The sequence below is a fragment of the Variovorax sp. PEI5 genome, from assembly GCF_056679935.1.
This window is the reverse complement of sequence record NZ_CM155257.1, coordinates 718,507-736,149: the sequence shown is the minus strand read 5'-3', so window position 1 is coordinate 736,149 and position 17,643 is coordinate 718,507. Positions and strand designations below refer to the sequence as shown.

The following is a 17,643-nucleotide window of genomic DNA, read 5'->3' as shown; positions in this document are numbered from 1 at the left end:
CTCCATGTCGACCGCGTTAACTAAGTCTCTTGTATTAAGGCGATGTGGGCACGGCCAGCGACGACGCCTCCCAGCCGCCACCCAGTTCCTGGATCAGCCCGACCGCCGCGACCTGCCGCGCCACCTGCACCTGCAGCACGGTGCGCCGGGCGTTGAGCGCCGACGCCTGCGCCGTCACCACCTCGGTGTAGCTGACCTGACCGGCGCGGTAGCGGTTGAGGATCTGCTGCTCGGTGCGGTCGGCGGCGGCCGAGGCCTCGCGCCGCAGGGCCTCCTGCTGCGCCAGGCTGGCGGTGGCGCTGAGCTGGTCCTCGACGCCCTGGAAGGCGGCCAGCACGGTGCGCCGGTAGCTGGCGGTCACGGCGTCGTAGGACGCCCGGGCGGCCTCCACGCGCGCGGCGATGGCGCCGGCATCGAAGAGCACCTGCGTCGCCGAGAGACCGAACGACCACAGCGTGCCGGCGGCGCTGAACAGGTCAGACACGCTCGTGGCCGAGCGCCCGAGCGATGCGCTCAGGCCGATGCTGGGGAAGTACGCGGCGCGCTGGATGCCGATCTGCGCGTTGGCCGCGGCCATGTCGCGCTCGGCGGCGGCGATGTCGGGGCGGCGCTGCAGCAGGGTCGAGGGCACGCCCAGCGGCACGGCCGGCACCGTCGGGGTCCAGGGCGCCGCCGCCACCGGCAGGCGGAACGACGCCGGGGCGGCGCCCACCAGCACCGCGATGGCGTGCTCCAGCGTGTCGCGCGAGCGTTGCACGGCGACCCGGTCGGCCCGCGTGTTGACCAGCAGCGTCTGGGCCTGCAGCACGTCGCTCTGCGCGGCGATGCCGGCCTCGTAGCGGTTGCGCGCGATGGCCAGCGAGCGCTCGTAGCCCTCCAGCGTGGCGGCCAGCAGCGCGAGCTCGGCATCGGCCTCGCGCAGCTGGAAGTAGTTCGACGCCAGCGAGCCCAGCGCCGACAGCCGGGCCGATGCCAGATCGGCCTGGCTGGCCTGCGCCTGGGCCTGCGCGCTGCCCACCGCCAGCCGCAGCCGGCCCCAGACGTCGGGCGCCCAGGAGGCGCCCACCGTGGCGCTGGCGGTGCCGCGCGCGTTCGACTCGCCGCGCGTGCCGCTGCGCGAGTTGGCGCCGGAGAGCGAGACGGCCGGGAACAGCGTGGCCTGCTGCTCGCGCACCAGCGCCTGGGCCTGCGCGTAGTTGGCCACCGCCACGGCGATGCCGGGGTTGTCGATCCGCACGCGTTCGGCCAGGGCGTCGAGCCCGGCGTCGCCGAAGCGCTGCCACCAGGGACCGCGCTCCAGGCCATCGGCCGGGGCGGCCGGCAGCCAGCCATCGACGGCCGGCGCCTCCTTCCAGGCGCTGGGGGCGTCGACGACGACCGGACGATAGGCCGGGCCGACCGCGCAGCCGGCCAGCGCGGCCGCCAGTGCCAGGCCGAGCGCGGCGCGCGGCCAGGAGCGCGGCCGCGACGATGCGGACCCGCGGGCGGCGAAGACGGCGGAGGCGGCGGACGGACGATGCGAAGTGGCGTTCATGGGGAGGTGGTCGAGAGGCCGTGCGGCGGCGATGCGTCGGCCGCCCGGGCCAGGTGGCGCTCGTCGGGCGAGCGGCGGCGCAGCTTGTCCATCAGCACGTAGACGACGGGCGTGGTCAGCAGGGTCAGCAGCTGGCTGGCGATCAGTCCGCCGACGATCGCCACGCCCAGCGGCTGGCGCAGCTCCGACCCCTGGCCGAAGCCGATCGCCAGCGGCAGCGCGCCGAGCGCCGCCGCCAAGGTGGTCATCAGGATCGGGCGGAAGCGCAGCAGGCAGGCCTCGCGCACGGCCTCGGTCGCGGTGAGGCCGCGCGCGCGCTCGGCGTCGAGCGCGAAGTCGATGATCAGGATGGCGTTCTTCTTGACGATGCCGATCAGCAGGAACACCCCGATCAGCGCGATCAGCGAGAAGTCCATGCGGAACAGCAGCAGCGCCAGCACCGCGCCGACACCGGCCGAGGGCAAGGTGGTCAGCACCGTGATCGGGTGGATCAGGCTCTCGTAGAGCACGCCCAGCACGATGTAGATGACCACCAGCGCCGCGACGATCAGCAGCCACTGCTGGTTCTGCGACTGCTGGAAGACGCCGGCCGAGCCGCCGAAGCTGCCGCGCACGTTGATCGGCATGGCGATGTCGGCGCTGGCCTGGGCGACGATGCGCTGCGCGTCGCCCAGCGCCACGCCGGGCGCGAGACTGAACGAGATGGTGCTCGACAGCTCGCCGCCCTCGTGCGAGATCGAGGTCGGGATGGCGCGCTCGGACAGGGTGGCGATGGCCGAGAGCGGCACCATGGTGGTGGGCGTGGTGCTCAGGGGCGCCCCGGTGGAGGCGCCGCGCAGCCCCGGATTGGCGGAGGTGGTGAGCACGGTGGTGCCGCTGGCGGCGGCCGCCGATGCCGGCACGTAGAGGTCCTTCAATGCCGGCGGTCCCTGCATGAAGCGCGGCGCCCATTCCATGATCACGGCGTACTGGTTGAGCTCGTCGTAGATGGTGGCGACCGAGCGCTGGCCGAAGGCGTTGTAGAGCGCGCTGTCGATGGCGCTGGAGGTCACGCCCAGGCGCGAGGCGCTCTCGCGGTCGACCGTGACGAAGGTCTCGACGCCGTTGTCGGACTGGTCGCCGTCGATGTCGGTCAGGGCGCTCTCCTGCTTCAGGCGCTCGATCAGCTTGCCGCTCCAGGTCCGCAGGTCGTTGATGTTGTCGCCCTTGAGCGTGTAGTCGTAGGTCGAGTTGCTCGACCGGCTGCCGCCGCGCAGGTCCTGCACCTGGCCCAGGAACACGCGCAGGCCGGTCAGGCGGTTGAGCTGCGGGCGCAGCCGATTGATGACGACGTCGCTCGCGACCTTGCGCTCGGCCAGGGGCTTGAGGTTGACGAACATGAAGCCGCCGCCGGCCCGGCTGCCGCCCGAGAAGCCGACCACGGTGTCGACCGCCGGATCGGCGCGGATGATGTCGACCGCCTGCTTGAGCTTCTCGCCCAGCGCGGCCGAGGAGATGCTCTGGTCGGCGCGCAGGCCGCCGTTGAGCTGGCCGTTGTCCTGCTGCGGGAAGAAGCCCTTGGGCACCTTGGCGAACAGGTAGACGTTCAGGCCGATGACCGCCAGCAGGATGAGCATCACCAGCGCCTTGCTGGCCAGCGCCCAGTCCAGGCTGCGGGCATAGACGCGCAGCAGCGCGTCGTAGCCGCGCTCGGCCCAGCGCACCGGCCAGGCCGCGCGCCGCGCCGGCGCGGCGCCCTCGCGTGCCTCGGGCCGCAGCAGCAGCGCGCACATCATCGGCGTGGTGGTCAGCGAGATGACCAGCGAGATCAGCACCGCCGCCGACAGCGTGACGGCGAACTCGCGGAACAGCCGCCCGACCTGCCCGTCCATGAACAGCAGCGGGATGAACACCGCCACCAGCGACAGGCTGATCGACAGCACCGTGAAGCCGACCTCGCGCGCGCCCTGCAGCGCCGCCTCGACGCGGTCCATGCCGGCCTCGATGTGGCGCATGGTGTTCTCCAGCACCACGATGGCGTCGTCGACGACGAAGCCGGTGGCCACCGTCAAGGCCATCAGGCTCAGGTTGTTGAGGCTGAAGTCCAGCAGGTACATGACGCCGAAGGTGCCCAGCAGCGACACCACGGTCGCCACCGCCGGCACCACGGTGGCGCGCGCCTTGCGCAGGAACAGCCCGACCACCAGCACCACGAGCACGATCGAGACCATCAGCGTGAGCTCGATCTCGTGCAGCGAGGAGCGGATCGAGTTGGTGCTGTCGGAGGCCACCTGCACCTCGATGTCCTGCGGCAGCTGGGCGCGCAACTCGGGGATCAGGTCGCGCACGCGGTCGACGGTCTCGATGATGTTGGCGCTGGGCTGGCGCGTGACCAGCACGATGATCGCCGGCTCGCCGTTGAACAGGCCCAGCGTGCGGCGGTTCTCGACGCCATCGACCACGTTGGCGACATCCGCCAGCCGCACCGCCGCGCCGTTGCGCCAGGCGACGATCATGGTGCGGTACTCGGCCGCGCGCCGCGCCGGCTGGGGCGTGTAGATCTGCAGCCGGCGGCCCTCGCCCTCGATCGCGCCCTTGGGCCGGTTGGCATTGCCGGCCTGGATGGCGGCGCGCACGTCCTCGGTGCTGATGCCATAGCGGTTGAGCGCGAACGGCAGCAGCTCCACCCGCACCGCCGGCAGCGAGCCGCCGCCGATCTCCACGTCGCCCACGCCCTGCACCTGAGACAGCCGCTGGCTGACGATGTTGGAGACGGCGTCGTAGATCTGCCCGGGCGTCTTGGTCTTGGAGGTCAGCGCCAGGATGATCACCGGCGACGAGGCCGGATTGATCTTGCGATAGGTCGGGTTGCTGCGCAGCGTGGCCGGCAGGTCGACGCGCGCGGCGTTGATGGCGGCCTGCACCTCGCGCGCGGCGCCGTTGATGTCGCGGTTGAGGTCGAACTGCAGGGTCACGCGCGCCGAGCCGGTCGAGCTGGTCGAGGTCATCTCGTTGACCCCCGCGATGGTGCCCAGGCGCCGCTCCAGGGGCGTCGCGATGCTGCTGGCCATGGTGTCGGGGCTGGCGCCGGCCAGGCTGGCGCTGACCGAGATCACCGGGAAGTCGACCTTGGGCAAGGGCGACACCGGCAATGCGAAGAACGCCGCGATGCCCGCCAGCGCGATGCCGATGGTCAGCAGGATGGTGGCGATCGGCCGCTCGACGAACGGGCGCGAGAGGTTCACGCCGCCACCTCGCGCCGCCGGCCGAAGCGGCGCCCGAGCCGGTCGAAGGCCAGGTAGATCACCGGCGTGGTGAACAGCGTCAGCACCTGGCTGACGATCAGGCCGCCGAAGATCGCCAGGCCCAGCGGCCGGCGCAGCTCGGCGCCCTCGCCGAAGCCCAGCATCAGCGGCACGGCGGCGAACAGCGCCGCCAGCGTGGTCATCAGGATCGGGCGGAAGCGCAGCAACGCGGCCTGGTGGATCGCCTGCAATGGCGTCATGCCCTGGCGCCGTTCGGCCTCGATGGCGAAGTCGATCATCATGATCGCGTTCTTCTTGACGATGCCGATCAGCAGGATGATGCCGATGATCCCGATCACCCCGAGGTCGTTGCCCGTCACCATCAGCGCCAGCAGCGCGCCCACGCCGGCCGAAGGCAGGGTCGACAGGATCGTCAGCGGATGCACGTAGCTCTCGTAGAGCACGCCCAGCACGATGTACACGCACACCACCGCCGCCAGGATCAGCCACAGCTGGTTGGACAGCGAGTTCTCGTAGGCCCCGGCCGCGCCCAGGAAGGTCATCGACACGCCCACCGGCAATCCGACCTCCACCGCCGCCTGCCGGATGGCATCGACCGCGCTGCCGAGCGACACGCCCGGCGCGGTGTCGAAGCCCACCGTCGCCGCCGGGTACTGCGCCACGTGCGTGATCTGCAGCGGCGCGAGTTGCTCGCGGATGGTGGCGATGGCCGACAGCGGCGTGGCCGCGCCCGAGCCGGTCTTGAGGTTCAGGGTGCCGAGCTGCTGCGGCGTCTCGATCGAATCGTTCTTCGCCTCCAGGATCACGCGGTACTGGTTGGTCTCGGTGAAGATCGTCGAGACGATGCGCTGGCCGAAGGCGCTGTAGAGCACGTCGTCCACCGCGCTGGCCGTCACCGCCAGGCGCGAGGCCGTGGCCCGGTCGATGTCGACGAAGGCCGACAGGCCCTGCGCGCCGGCGTCGCTGGTCACGTTGCGCACCTGGGGCACGTCCTGCAGGCGCGCGCGCAGCTTGTTCACCCACTCGGTGACGGTGGCGGAATCGACGCCTTCGATCGAGAAGCGGTATTCGGTCGGGCCGGTCTCGGCGTCGATGGTCAGGTCCTGCGTCGGCTGCAGGAACAGCCGCACGCCCGCGACCTCGGCCACGCGCTCGCGCAGGCGCTGCATGGTCGCCTCCTGCGCGCCGCGATCGGCCTTCAGGTTGATCAGCACGCGGCCGGTGTTGAGCATGGTGTTGTTGGCCGCGTCCACCCCGGTCACGGAGCTCAGGCTCGCGACCTCGGGGTCGGCCAGGATGGCGCGCGCCGCGGCCTGCTGCAGTTCGGCCATGCGCTCGTACGAGACATCCTGCGCCGCCTCGATGCGGCCCTGCAGCTGGCCGGTGTCCTGGGTCGGGAACAGGCCCTTGGGGATCAGCACGTAGAGCAGCACGGTCAGCGCCATGGTCGCCAGCGCCACCACCAGCGTCAGGCCCTGGCGCCGGAACACCCATTGCAGCCAGATGTCGTAGCGCGCGATCACGCGGTCGAAGAAGGCCTGCACGTGACCGCCGAAGCCGCGCGTCGCGTTGTGCGGCTCACTCTTCAACATCCGCGCCGACATCATCGGCACCAGCGTCAGCGAGACCACGGCCGAGATCAGGATGGTGATCGCCAGCGTGACGGCGAACTCGCGGAACAGCCGCCCGACCACGTCGCCCATGAACAGCAGCGGGATCAGCACGGCGATCAGCGAGACCGTCAGCGAGATGATGGTGAAGCCGATCTGCGCCGCGCCCTTGAGCGCGGCCGCGAACGGCGCCTCGCCCTCCTCCAGGTAGCGCGAGATGTTCTCGATCATGACGATGGCGTCGTCCACCACGAAGCCGGTGGCGATGGTCAGCGCCATCAGGCTGAGGTTGTTGAGGCTGTAGCCCATCAGGTACATCACGCCGCAGCTGCCGATCAGCGAGATCGGCACCGCCAGGCTGGCGATCAGCGTGGCGCGCGCGCTGTGCAGGAACAGGAAGATCACCAGCACCACCATCACCACCGCCAGCAGCAGCTCGATCTCGACATGGGTGACCGAGGCGCGGATGCCGGTCGTGCGGTCGGCCAGCACCTGGACGTCGAGCGAGCCCGGCAGGCCGGCCTGCAGCTCGGGCAGCTGGCGCCGGATGGCGTCGACGGTGGCGATGACGTTGGCGCCGGGCTGGCGCTGCACGTTGAGGATGACGGCCGGGTACAGGCGCGGCGCGGCGTCGGCCGTGGCGTTGTCGGTGGTGCTGGCCGTGGTGCCCGCCGGCGCGGTCGGGCCGGGGGCCGCCCGCACCTCGACCACCGGTGGCACCGCCAGGCCGGCCCAGGCGCCCAGGCGCGTGTTCTCGGCGCTGTCGACGACCTGCGCCACGTCGGTCATGCGCACCGGCGCGGCATTGCGCCAGGCGACGATCAGGTTGCGATAGTCGGCGGCCGTGACCAGCTGGTCGTTGGCGTTGATGGTGTAGGAGCGCGTGGGGCCGTCGAAGCTGCCCTTGGCGCTGTTGGCATTGGCCGCCGAGATGGCCGTGCGCAGGGTGTCGAGCCCGATGCCATAGGCCGCCAGCGCCCGCGTGTCGGCCTGGATGCGCACCGCCGGGCGCTGCCCGCCCGAGAGCGTCACCAGCCCGACGCCGGAGACCTGGCTGATCTTCTGCGCCAGACGCGTGTTGACCAGGTTCTGCACCTCGGTCAGCGGCATCGTGGTGGAACTGATGGCCAGCGTCAGCACCGGGGCGTCGGCCGGGTTGACCTTGGCATAGACCGGTGGCGCCGGCAGGTCGGCCGGCAGCAGCGCGTTGGCGGCATTGATGGCCGCCTGCACCTCCTGCTCCGAGACGTCGAGCTTCTCGCCCAGGCCGAACTGCAGCGTGACGATCGAGACCCCGGCCGCGCTGGTCGAGCTCATGCGGTTCAGGCCGGCCATCTGGCCGAACTGGCGCTCCAGCGGCGCCGTGACGGTGCGGCTCATGACTTCCGGACTGGCGCCGGGATAGAGCGTCTGCACCTGGATCGTCGGGTAGTCGACCTGCGGCAGCGCCGACAGCGGCAGGAAACGGAAGCCCACCAGGCCGGCCAGCACGATGGCCAGCATCAGCAGCGCCGTCGCGACCGGCCGCTCGATGAAGGGGCGCGAGGGGCTCATTCGGGTCGCTGCCGCCGGCTGCCGGCGGCACCGGATGCGCCGCCGCGCGGGCCCGTGCCGGCCCCGTGCGCGCCCGAGGCGCCGCCGCGCGGGCGCGCCGCCGCGTCGTCGGTGGGCAGCTGCACCGTCGAGCCATCCTTCAGGCGGTCGCCGCCCTCGGTCACCACGCGTTCGCCCTCCTTCAGGCCCTCGGTGATGACCACCGACTCGACGGTCGATTCACCACGCATGACATTGCGCATCGACACCGTGCGGTCGGCGTTGACCACGTAGACATAGTTGCCGGTGCCCGCCGTGCGCAATGCCGTCACCGGCACCACCACCGCGCCCTCGATGGTGCGCAGCAGCAGCCGCACGTTGACGAACTGGCTCGGGAACAGCGTGCCCGCCGTGTTGGAGAAGCGCGCCTTGGCCTTGACGGTGCCGGTCGTGGTGTCGATGACGTTGTCCAGCGTGGAGAAGGTGCCGGTGGCCAGCGTCGTCGCGCGGGTGCGGTCGAACGCGGTCACCGCCAGCTTGTTGGCGCCGCCGCCGCCGCCGCCGCGGGTGCCGGCGCGGGCGCGGGACTCGATCTCGGGCACGCGGTCCTGCGGCACGGAGAACTGGACGTCGATCGGATCCATCTGGGTGATGACGGCGACGCCGGTGGTCGCGCCGGCCGCCACGTAGTTGCCGGGATCGACCGTGCGCAGGCCGACGCGCCCGCCGACCGGCGCCGTCACGCGGGTGTAGCCCAGGTTCAGGCGGGCGGCGGCCTCGGCCGCGGTGTCGGTCGTCACGGTGCCTTCGAGCTGGCCGACCAGCGCGCTCTGCGTGTCGACCTCCTGGCGGGCGATCGAGTCCTGGCCGAGCAGGGTCCGGTAGCGTTCCAGCGTCACACGGGCGGCGCGCAACTGGGCCTCGTCGCGGGCGCGCACGCCCTGGGCCTGCATCAGCGCCTGCTCGTAGGGGCGCGGGTCGATGCGCGCCAGCAGGTCGCCCTTGCGCACGGTCTGCCCCTCGGTGAAGTAGACCTCGGTCATGACGCCCGAGACCTGGGGCCGCAGCGTGACCGTGGTGACCGGCGTGACGGTGCCCAGGGCATCGAGATAGACCGGCACGTCGCCGCGCCGCGCGATCGCCGAGCCGACCGTGACCACGAAGGCGCCCGAGGCCGGAGGCCCGCCGGGCCCCCCGGCGCCGGGGCCGCCCGGCCGGCCCGGTCCTCCCGCCCCCGCCGGCCGCCCGCCGGGGCCACCGGCACCACCCGGCACGGCGGCCGGCCGATTCACCAGGTACCACGCCGCGCCGATCAGCGCCGCCAGCGCCAGCAGCGCGACGAGCGCGCCCAGCCAGCGCCGGCGCCGCGGCGCGGGCACTCCCGTGGAGTCGGTGGCGTGGGCGGGCGGGGGGTCTTGGGGACGGGGGTCCATGCGGGAGATCCTGACGGCAAAGGCATCGGCCGCCGGCGCGTGGCCGGTCGACTTCGAGACGCCGGCGGATGTGCCGGCGTGTCAAATCGTAGCGCGCGACCGCATGCCCATTGCGACGGCCGATCGACGCCGTCGTAAAGGCACGGTAAAGCGGTGCTCCAGCAGGGCTCGTCGGCGCGCCCGGCGACGCGCATGAAAAAACCGGCTCCGCCAGGAAGCCGGTTCGGTGGGGGCGTCGTCATCGCCCGCAGGGGCGACGGGACGCGCCGGGGTCAGCGCCAGTCGCGGCGGCCGTCGCCGCGATGGCCATCGCCCCGATAGCCGTCGCGGTAGTAGCCGCGCGGCGGGCCTTCGTAGTAGCCCCGGGGCGGACCGTAGTAGCCACGCGGCGGTCCGTAGTAGACCGGCGCCGCCGGCTGGTAGTACACGGGCGGCGGCGGCGGTGGCGGCCGGTAGTAGACCGGCGGCGGCGCGTAGTACACCGGCGGGGGCGCGTAGTACAGCGGCGCGGCGCCGCCGTTGACGACGATGCCGGGGGTGCTGATGCCCACCGACCAGCTCGATGCCTGGGCCGATGCCGCGCCCAGCAGGGCCGCGGCGGCCAGCGCGCCGACTGCGGCGAACCTGGCGATGGTCGAACGGATGAAACTCATGAGGGTCTCCTTGAGGGGAAATCCGGTGGATCCGGAAAGCGGGCTGCGAAAGAACGCCCGGGTCTGACCTCAACGCGTCAGGTCCTGATCAGGTTAACGCTGGCACGTGAAGTTCGTTGCGGAAAGTAACGTCCCTAAAATCCGCCGATGACCTCTCCCGCCGACAAGCACGCCTCCAGAACCGCTCCCGCTCCCAGCAATTTCCTGCGCCACGTCATCGAGGACGACCTCGCCCGCGGCGCCTACCAGGGACGCCGCTGGGGTGGTGCCCCCGGCGACGCCGACCATCATGCCCAGGGCATGCCCGATCCGGCGAAAGTGCGCATGCGCTTCCCGCCCGAGCCCAATGGCTACCTGCACATCGGCCATGCCAAGAGCATCTGGCTGAACTTCGAGATGGCGCGCGAATACGGCGGCGTGTGCCACCTGCGCTTCGACGACACCAACCCCGAGAAGGAGGAACAGGAATACGTCGACGCCATCCGCGACGCCATCGACTGGATGGGCTACGAGACCCTGCTGGCCGACCGCCCGGCCCACCCCGGCGTGCTGCAGCCGCACGAATACTTCGCGAGCGACTACTTCGACTTCATGTACCGCGCGGCCGAGTACCTGATCGGCCAGGACCTCGCCTACGTCGACGAGCAGACGCCTGACGAGATGCGCGCGAACCGTGGCGACTTCAACACGCCCGGCACCGACAGCCCGTTCCGCAGCCGCGCGCCGGCCGAGAACCTGGCGCGCTTCCGCGAGATGCGCGACGGCCGGCTCGACGATGGCGCCGCCGTGCTGCGCGCCAAGATCGACATGGCGAGCCCCAACATCAACATGCGCGATCCGGCGCTCTATCGCATCCGCCGTGCCACCCACCACAACACCGGGGACCGCTGGTGCATCTATCCGATGTACACCTTCGCGCATCCGATCGAGGACGCGCTGGAACAGATCACGCATTCGATCTGCACGCTGGAGTTCGAGGACCAGCGGCCGTTCTACGACTGGCTGCTCGACCGCCTGGCCGAAGGCGGCCTGATCGCCAGCCCGCATCCGCGCCAGTACGAATTCGCGCGCCTGAACATCACCCACGTCATGACCAGCAAGCGCCGGCTGCGCCAGCTGGTGGAGGAAGGCCACGTCGAGGGCTGGGACGACCCGCGCATGCCCACGCTCGCCGGCCTGCGCCGGCGCGGCTACACGCCCGAGGCGCTGCGCCTGTTCTGCGAGCGCAGCGGCACCACCAAGTCCGGTGGCGGCTGGACCGACTACGCCGCGCTCGAGGCCGCGCTGCGCGAAACGCTCGATCCGGTGGCGCCGCGCGCCATGGCCGTGCTCGACCCCGTGAAGCTGGTCCTCACCAACTGGGGCGAACTCATGGGCGGCGACGACGCGCTGGATGCCTGCACGGCGCCGGTGCATCCGCATCATCCGGAGCGCGGCCTGCGCCACTTCCAGATCGGCCGCGAGCTCTGGATCGAGCGCACCGACTACGAGGACGTGCAGCCCAAGGGCTTCTTCCGCCTGTTCCCCGGCAACAAGGTGCGCCTGAAATACGGCCACACCATCGAATGCACCGGCGCCACGCGCGATGCCGACGGCCGGCTGACCGAGGTCCACGCCCTGCTCGTCGCCGACACCAAGAGCGGCACGCCCGGCGCGGACGCCATCAAGGTCAAGGGCAACATCACGTGGGTCGCGGCGGCCGATGCGATGGCGGTGGAGCTGCGGCTCTACGAGCGCCTGTTCGCGGCCGAGAAGCCGGGCGGCGGGGAGTTGCTCGACGAGCTGAACCCGCACAGCCTGGTGACGGCGCGGGGCTTCGTCGAGCCGGCCCTGGCGCGGGCCGCCGATGGCGCCAGCTTCCAGTTCGAGCGGCATGGCTACTTCGTCGCCGATGCCCGGGCGCAGGGCGCCGGCGCGCCGGTGTTCAACCGCGCGGCGGGCATGCGCGACGGCTGGGGGAAGTAGGCCATGCAGGCTCCGCAAGCCCTCTCCATCCATGTCGTCGACGTCGCCAATGGCGTCGTCGCCACGGCCATGCGCGTCGACGTCGTGCGGCGCGCGTCGAGCGACGACGCCGGGCCCTGGCTGCCGGTCGTCTCCGGCCGCGTCGGCTCGAATGGCGTGGTGAGCGGGCTGGACGGCCCGCAGCCGATGTTCGACATCGGCGTCTACGAACTGCGCCTGCATGTCGGCGACTACTTCCGCTTGCGCGGCACGGTGCTGCCCGAGCCCGCGTTCATGGAGGTGCAGGTGTTCCGCTTCGGCATCGCCGATGCGTCGCAGCACCATCACCTGCCGGTCAAGCTGACCCCGTGGGGTCTGTCGTGCTTTCGCGGGGCCTGAGCCGATTGCCTTGATTTGCGGCTCACCGCATGAGCCGTATCTTTTAGAATATGGCTCATGACGGCCGGGTCCCTTCACTATGTCTGGCAACGTGCCGACTGGCCCGCGCTTCATTTCGATGTCGTCGCCGCCAGTCCGGCATTGACGCACGCATGGCGCCTGATGGGTCAGGTCGTCGGCATGGCGCGCGGCATCGGCATCGAGGCACTGGACACCATCGCCGAGGAACTGTGGATGCAGGAGGCCGTCGCGACCGCCGCCATCGAAGGCGAGACGCTCGATCTGGCGGCCGTGCGTTCATCCGTGCTGCGGCACCTGGGGCGGGACGACCAGGGCCCGCACGTCCGCCATGTCGATGGCCTCGTCGAGGTCCTCCAGGATGCCCTGTCGAACATCGACGAGCCACTCGATGCCGATCGGCTGTGCCGCTGGCAATCGGCGCTGTTCCCGGGCGGCACGGACGGCCTTCGGCGCATCGCGGTCGGCCGTTTTCGCGATCATGCCGACCCGATGCAGATCGTCAGCGGCAGGCTCGGCAAGGAGATCGTGCACTACACCGCCCCACCCTCGGCGCGCGTGGCCCGCGAAATGGATGCATTCCTCGCCTGGTTCGCAAGGACCAGGCCTCGATCCGGGCCCGCCGATTCGATGGACGGCATCGCGCGTGCCGCCATCGCGCATCTGTGGTTCGAGACGATCCATCCTTTCGAGGACGGCAACGGACGCATCGGCCGTGCCATCGCGGATCTGGCCCTCGCGCAATGCAGCGGCACGCCGCTGCGGCTCTACAGCCTGTCGCGCCAGCTGCTCGCGGACCGTCGCGGCTACTACGACGCCCTGGCGCGGGCGCAGCGTGGCACCACCGATGCGACCGCGTTCGTCCAGTGGTTCGCCGCCGTGTTCGGCCAGGCCTGTGGCGCCGCGAGCGCGGTCATCGAGGCCTCGCTGGAGCGGTCCCGCTTCTGGGCCCGTCCGCAGACCCACACCCTCAACGAACGCCAGCGCAGGTTGCTGCTGCGTCTGCTGCTCGCGGGCGATGGCGGGTTCCTCGGTGGGCTCAATGTCGAGAAGTACCTGAAGATGACCGATGCCTCGAAGGCCACGGCCACGCGCGACCTCTCCGACCTGGTGCGGCGCGGTCTGCTGCATGCCAGCGGCCGGGGCAAGGCACTGCGCTATCACGTGAGCGTGCCGGGCTGGACGCACGGCCTCGACGTCCAGCCCGAATCGACACCTTCGAACCCGAACCCCAACGAACCGCTCCCGTGACCGACGCGCCCCCGCCCCTCATCCGCTTCCACAAGCCCTATGGCGTGCTCAGCCAGTTCACGCCCGAAGGCCGCTGGCGCGGCCTGAAGGACTTCATCGACCTGCCCGGCGTGTACGTGGCCGGCCGGCTCGATGCCGACAGCGAGGGCCTGCTGCTGCTGACCGGCGACGGCCGGATGCAGGCGCGCATCGCCGATCCGCGCTTCAAGATGGAGAAGGTCTACTGGGTGCAGGTCGAGGGCGAGCCCGACGACGACGCGCTGGCGGCCCTGCGCGCTGGCGTGCGGCTCAACGACGGCCTCACGCGCCCGGCCCGCGCGCGGCGCCTCGACCCGGCGCCCGGGGTCGGGCCGCGCGAGCCGCCGATCCGCGTGCGCGCCGCCATCCCCACCACCTGGATCGAGCTGGCCCTCCGCGAGGGCCGCAACCGCCAGGTGCGGCGCATGACGGCGGCGGTCGGCCATCCGACGCTGCGGCTGGTCCGCGCGGCCATCGGACCCTACACGCTCGACGGGCTGGCGCCGGGGACGTGGCAGGCGGTCTGACGCCGTCGCGGTGGCGGGTGGGCATGCCGGCGCGATGACGCGGCACCACCTGAAAAACCATCGCATCGCATCGCATCGCATCGCATCGCATCGCGTCACGGCTCAGCAGCCGAGGCCGCGATAGCGCCGTCGACTTTCGAACACCCGTGCCGCCCGCGCCTGCCGGTCGACCTCGCCGACGGCCTGCGCGGTCTGCGCCTCCTCCTGGGCCAGCCGGGCGTCGAGCCGGTCGCATTCCTGGCGTGCCGATGGCGCCAGCCGCTGGCGCTCGCCGAGCTTCCTCAGCTGCGGCTCGTCCATCCCGGTCAGGGGTTTCATCGCGTTGGCGAGCATGGTCCGGGTCTCGATGCGCTGCACGTCGGCGCCCTTGCGACTGACACCGCTGGAGCGATCCATGCCCTGCGTCGGCGTGACATCGACGACCTGGGCATCGAGACAGGGCTCGTGCGAATAGAGCACCGTGCGACCCGACGTGCACTTGTAGACCCGCTGCGCGCTCGCTCCCGATGCCGCCAGCACGCAGGCGACGGCACAAGCCACGCGGACCCAGGCTCGACGCGGCAGCGCGACGCGCCGCCTCATCGCGTGCCCCGGCAGGATGGAAAACGCGAGCAGCCCCAGAACGAGGCGCCGGCCCGGGGTCCGGTGCGCGCCATGCGCCGCACCATCGCCGACTGGCAGGTCGGGCAGGTCGGGGGCGTCTCGGCAGCCGTCGTCGTCGCCATCGCGGCCGGACGCTCGTGGGGCGCGGCCATCGTCGTCGTCGTCGTCGCCGTGGCCTTTGCCGTGGACATCGTCGCTCGCGTGTCCTGCGTCGGCTCGGCGGTCGGCGTGGTTTTCACGCGCGCCATGCCGGTCGTCGATTCCGGCGTCCGCGCGCCGACTTCCCGGATCCGCCTGGCCAACGCGGGCCCATCGACCAGCGTCACGTTGCGGCCGTCGACGAAGGCCTTCGCCTCGGCGGTGAAGCTGCCCGAGGTGACGACGAAGCCGCCCGCCGCGCCGCGCGCGGCCATCACGCCAAAGAGTTCGCGCACCACGCCCACGCCGACCTTGAACGCCTTCCAGTGCTTGCACTGCACGAGGAAGGTCTCGTGGTCCTTGCGCAGGATCAGATCGACGCCACCATCGGCCCGCGCGCCGCCCTGCTCGACGACCTGGTAGCCCTGCCGCCGGAACGACTCGCCCACCAGCAGTTCGAAGTCGCGCCACGACATGCCGTCGAGCGCTAAAGCGGCGTCGGACCGCGTGACGGAGCCCAGCAAGGCTCGTCGCTTGCGACGCCGCAGGAACGACACCAGCGCACCGAGCAGGCACAGCGACGGCACCCCCCAGCGCGCCACGCCGGCGACGCCCGCGACCAGCGCGTGCTGCGCGAAGACCCCCATCTGTCCGGCCTGCATGGGACCCGCGGGCGGCGTCGCCAGCCGATCGAACAGCACGTGGGTCGCGAGCGCCAGGCCGATGCCGGCCCACCATGGCAACAGTGCCACGCCATCGATCACGCTGCCGGCACCGCTTCGTCCGCCTCGAGTCATCGCGCACTCCTTTGAAACAAGAGATGCTCGATCGTAAGACAAAGTTACATTGATTTGGCGTCGTCGGGGGGCGCGTCGGCCGGCATCGATAGACTGTTTCGCATGCCTCCTCTCCCTCTTCCATCGCTCTCCCCACCGGCATCGACCCGCCGCGCGCTCGTGGCCGGCGGCGCCGGTCTGCTGGCGCTGGCGGCCCTGCCCGTCCGGGCCGCGCCATCCGCGTCCGCCGCCGCCACCACCACGCCTTCGCCGCCGGAGGTCTGGCCGCAGATGCTGGCCGTGCCGGGCGGCGTGGCGCGACTGTCGCTGGGTCCCGCGGCGCGGCGGCCGGTCGCGCTGGAGAACGACATCCCGCTGCTGGTGACCGGCGATCCGATCGAATGGACCGCCATCGTCGGCATCCCGCTGGCGGCCGCGCCGGGTTCGCGGCACATCGTCGTGCGGGCGGCGGGCGAGCGCGAGCGTCGCCTCGACTATCCGGTCGCATCCAAGCGCTACAGCGAACAGCGGCTGAAGGTCGCGCCGGGCACGGTCGACCTGTCGAGCACCGACCAGGCGCGCTACGAACGCGAGCGGATCCATCTGAACCAGGTGATGGCGACCTTCACCGAGCCGGCTCCCGGCATCGCGATGCAGGACCTTCGCATGCGGGTGCCGGTGCCGGGCCGGCGTTCCAGCTCCTTCGGCCTGCGCCGCGTCTTCAACGGCCAAGCGCGCAATCCGCACAGCGGCATGGACATCGCCGCGGCCACCGGCGTGCCGGTCACGGCGCCGCTGCCCGGCCGCGTGCTCGACACGGGCGACTACTTCTTCAACGGCGGCACCGTCTGGCTCGACCACGGCGCCGGCCTGCTGACGATGTACTGCCACCTGAGCGCGATGGACTGCCGCCCCGGCGACCTGCTGGCCACCGGCGACCGCCTCGGCGCCGTCGGCGCCACCGGCCGCGTCACCGGCCCCCACCTCCACTGGAGCGTCCTCCTCAACCGCGCCATGGTCGACCCCGCCCTGTTCCTATGACCCTGTGACCTGGAGCTTCCACCAGCCACGATCGCAGCGCTTCCGTCATCCCGCCGACCGAGGCGCCGTCCAAGGACACGGTGGATCCGGCTCCGCCGGTCCACCCGTGTCGCCCCCTCGCAGGGGGTGGGCGAAGCGACACGCAGTGCGCGCAGCCTGGGGGTGAGCGCTCCTAGCAGGCCCCGGCGAGGCGGAGGGCGTCGATGGTGGCATCCATGAACGCATCGGCGGAATCGTCGTGGCAGCGATCGCAGACGTGCACCGTCTTGCTGTCGACGAACACGATGTCCACCACGCCTTCCCACAGGGCGCCGGCCTTGCGCTGCCGGGCATAGGGAACATAGGTGGCTTCGCGAGAGGTGATGACTTCAAGCATGCCGCCCAGTCTGCGCAGCGCGCATGACAAGGTAAAGGCAGCATCCGCCTTTCGCCGGAGATTCCGACTATTCCACGCCCGGCTGCCTGCGCCGCCCGCCGAAGGTCGACCACGCGATCAAGGCCAGCAGCGCGACCTGCACCGGCAGCCGCGCCACCAGCGCGGCATACGGAATCGACGGAAAAAGCTCCGGCTGCTGCAGCATGTAGAAGTGCGCCGGCGTGACGGCGAGCGTCAGCAGGAACAACCCGATGCCGGCCAGCCGGCGCGTCGGCCGCCACAGCAGCCCGGCCGCGCCCAGCAGTTCGAGCACGCCGCTCACCAGCACCGCCGCGCGCGGCCAGGGCATCCAGGGCGGCACGATGCGCATCTCGGTCTCGGTGAAGACGAAATGCGCGATCCCGCCGATCGCGAACCACAGGAAGACGAAGGCGATGCCCGCCATCCGCGCGCGGCCCGGGCGCGTGGTCGCGGGCCTATCCGACATGGTTTGCTCCTGCCGGCGCCACCGCCGGCTCTCGAACCGTCCTACCGATGGCCGTCC

General features: G+C 71.3%; 14 protein-coding genes. 5 read left to right on the top strand and 9 right to left on the bottom strand.

Annotated features, from left to right (window positions below; translation table 11 throughout):
* Nucleotides 1-34: 34 nt before the first annotated feature.
* The 5 genes from AC1MLT_RS03395 to AC1MLT_RS03375 form a co-directional block, all read right to left on the bottom strand.
* Nucleotides 35-1,534, bottom strand: coding sequence for an efflux transporter outer membrane subunit (locus AC1MLT_RS03395; protein WP_481033871.1), 1,500 nt, complete (start codon nucleotides 1,532-1,534; stop codon nucleotides 35-37).
* Nucleotides 1,531-4,758 carry an efflux RND transporter permease subunit gene (locus AC1MLT_RS03390; protein ID WP_481033870.1) on the bottom strand — a complete coding sequence of 1,076 codons (3,228 nt, stop codon included), beginning with the start codon at nucleotides 4,756-4,758 and terminating at the stop codon, nucleotides 1,531-1,533. The genes AC1MLT_RS03395 and AC1MLT_RS03390 overlap by 4 nt, the downstream gene beginning before the upstream one ends.
* A complete protein-coding gene (locus tag AC1MLT_RS03385) occupies nucleotides 4,755-7,943 on the bottom strand; it encodes an efflux RND transporter permease subunit (RefSeq protein WP_481033869.1) in 3,189 nt (1,062 codons plus the stop codon). The genes AC1MLT_RS03390 and AC1MLT_RS03385 overlap by 4 nt, the downstream gene beginning before the upstream one ends.
* Entirely contained in the window at nucleotides 7,940-9,355 is a 1,416-nt protein-coding gene (locus AC1MLT_RS03380) for an efflux RND transporter periplasmic adaptor subunit (RefSeq protein ID WP_481033868.1), read from the bottom strand. The genes AC1MLT_RS03385 and AC1MLT_RS03380 overlap by 4 nt, the downstream gene beginning before the upstream one ends.
* Before the next feature lie 272 nt (nucleotides 9,356-9,627).
* Entirely contained in the window at nucleotides 9,628-10,008 is a 381-nt protein-coding gene (locus AC1MLT_RS03375; RefSeq protein ID WP_481033867.1) for a hypothetical protein, read from the bottom strand.
* A gap of 147 nt (nucleotides 10,009-10,155) precedes the next feature.
* Between AC1MLT_RS03375 and AC1MLT_RS03370 the strand changes: the two genes are divergently transcribed.
* From AC1MLT_RS03370 to AC1MLT_RS03355, 4 genes are read left to right on the top strand one after another with little or no spacing between them, the layout of a single operon-like run.
* Nucleotides 10,156-11,973: a glutamine--tRNA ligase/YqeY domain fusion protein gene (locus tag AC1MLT_RS03370; RefSeq protein WP_481033866.1), complete on the top strand. Its 1,818-nt coding sequence runs from the start codon at nucleotides 10,156-10,158 to the stop codon at nucleotides 11,971-11,973.
* Between the two features lie 3 nt (nucleotides 11,974-11,976).
* Nucleotides 11,977-12,351: a hydroxyisourate hydrolase gene (locus tag AC1MLT_RS03365; protein WP_481033865.1), complete on the top strand. Its 375-nt coding sequence runs from the start codon at nucleotides 11,977-11,979 to the stop codon at nucleotides 12,349-12,351.
* A 57-nt stretch (nucleotides 12,352-12,408) separates the two neighbouring features.
* Nucleotides 12,409-13,620 (top strand): Fic family protein, encoded by a 1,212-nt coding sequence (locus AC1MLT_RS03360; RefSeq protein WP_481033864.1) that lies wholly within the window; start codon nucleotides 12,409-12,411, stop codon nucleotides 13,618-13,620.
* Complete coding sequence (locus AC1MLT_RS03355; RefSeq protein WP_481033863.1) at nucleotides 13,617-14,165, top strand: pseudouridine synthase; 549 nt, start codon at nucleotides 13,617-13,619, stop codon at nucleotides 14,163-14,165. Before AC1MLT_RS03360 ends, AC1MLT_RS03355 begins: the two co-directional genes overlap by 4 nt.
* Nucleotides 14,166-14,267: 102 nt before the next feature.
* On the opposite strand, the gene AC1MLT_RS03350 is transcribed toward AC1MLT_RS03355, so the two are convergent.
* Both AC1MLT_RS03350 and AC1MLT_RS03345 read right to left on the bottom strand, forming a co-directional pair.
* On the bottom strand, nucleotides 14,268-14,747 hold the full coding sequence (locus AC1MLT_RS03350) for a DUF4124 domain-containing protein (protein WP_481033862.1): 480 nt from the start codon (nucleotides 14,745-14,747) through the stop codon (nucleotides 14,268-14,270).
* Entirely contained in the window at nucleotides 14,744-15,703 is a 960-nt protein-coding gene (locus AC1MLT_RS03345) for a restriction endonuclease (protein WP_481033861.1), read from the bottom strand. The genes AC1MLT_RS03350 and AC1MLT_RS03345 overlap by 4 nt, the downstream gene beginning before the upstream one ends.
* Before the next feature lie 102 nt (nucleotides 15,704-15,805).
* Here AC1MLT_RS03345 and AC1MLT_RS03340 point away from each other — a divergent pair, with 102 nt between their 5' ends.
* Nucleotides 15,806-16,723 (top strand): peptidoglycan DD-metalloendopeptidase family protein, encoded by a 918-nt coding sequence (locus AC1MLT_RS03340; RefSeq protein WP_481033860.1) that lies wholly within the window; start codon nucleotides 15,806-15,808, stop codon nucleotides 16,721-16,723.
* Nucleotides 16,724-16,895: 172 nt separating this feature from the next.
* Here the strand turns inward: AC1MLT_RS03340 and AC1MLT_RS03335 are convergent, their stop codons facing one another.
* Complete coding sequence (locus tag AC1MLT_RS03335; RefSeq protein ID WP_481033859.1) at nucleotides 16,896-17,099, bottom strand: hypothetical protein; 204 nt, start codon at nucleotides 17,097-17,099, stop codon at nucleotides 16,896-16,898.
* 67 nt (nucleotides 17,100-17,166) lie between these two features.
* Nucleotides 17,167-17,586, bottom strand: a complete 420-nt coding sequence (locus tag AC1MLT_RS03330; protein WP_481033858.1) for a DoxX family protein — start codon at nucleotides 17,584-17,586, stop codon at nucleotides 17,167-17,169.
* Nucleotides 17,587-17,643: the final 57 nt, after the last annotated feature.

Bases quoted from the DNA above. Each gene is read 5' to 3' on its own strand.
- AC1MLT_RS03395 (WP_481033871.1), bottom strand. From the start codon at position 1,534: ATGAACGCCACTTCGCATCGTCCGTCCGCCGCCTCCGCCGTCTTCGCC.
- AC1MLT_RS03385 (WP_481033869.1), bottom strand. From the start codon at position 7,943: ATGAGCCCCTCGCGCCCCTTCATCGAGCGGCCGGTCGCGACGGCGCTG.
- AC1MLT_RS03380 (WP_481033868.1), bottom strand. From the start codon at position 9,355: ATGGACCCCCGTCCCCAAGACCCCCCGCCCGCCCACGCCACCGACTCC.
- AC1MLT_RS03375 (WP_481033867.1), bottom strand. From the start codon at position 10,008: ATGAGTTTCATCCGTTCGACCATCGCCAGGTTCGCCGCAGTCGGCGCG.
- AC1MLT_RS03370 (WP_481033866.1), top strand. From the start codon at position 10,156: ATGACCTCTCCCGCCGACAAGCACGCCTCCAGAACCGCTCCCGCTCCC.
- AC1MLT_RS03365 (WP_481033865.1), top strand. From the start codon at position 11,977: ATGCAGGCTCCGCAAGCCCTCTCCATCCATGTCGTCGACGTCGCCAAT.
- AC1MLT_RS03360 (WP_481033864.1), top strand. From the start codon at position 12,409: ATGACGGCCGGGTCCCTTCACTATGTCTGGCAACGTGCCGACTGGCCC.
- AC1MLT_RS03350 (WP_481033862.1), bottom strand. From the start codon at position 14,747: ATGAGGCGGCGCGTCGCGCTGCCGCGTCGAGCCTGGGTCCGCGTGGCT.
- AC1MLT_RS03345 (WP_481033861.1), bottom strand. From the start codon at position 15,703: ATGACTCGAGGCGGACGAAGCGGTGCCGGCAGCGTGATCGATGGCGTG.
- AC1MLT_RS03340 (WP_481033860.1), top strand. From the start codon at position 15,806: ATGCCTCCTCTCCCTCTTCCATCGCTCTCCCCACCGGCATCGACCCGC.
- AC1MLT_RS03335 (WP_481033859.1), bottom strand. From the start codon at position 17,099: ATGCTTGAAGTCATCACCTCTCGCGAAGCCACCTATGTTCCCTATGCC.
- AC1MLT_RS03330 (WP_481033858.1), bottom strand. From the start codon at position 17,586: ATGTCGGATAGGCCCGCGACCACGCGCCCGGGCCGCGCGCGGATGGCG.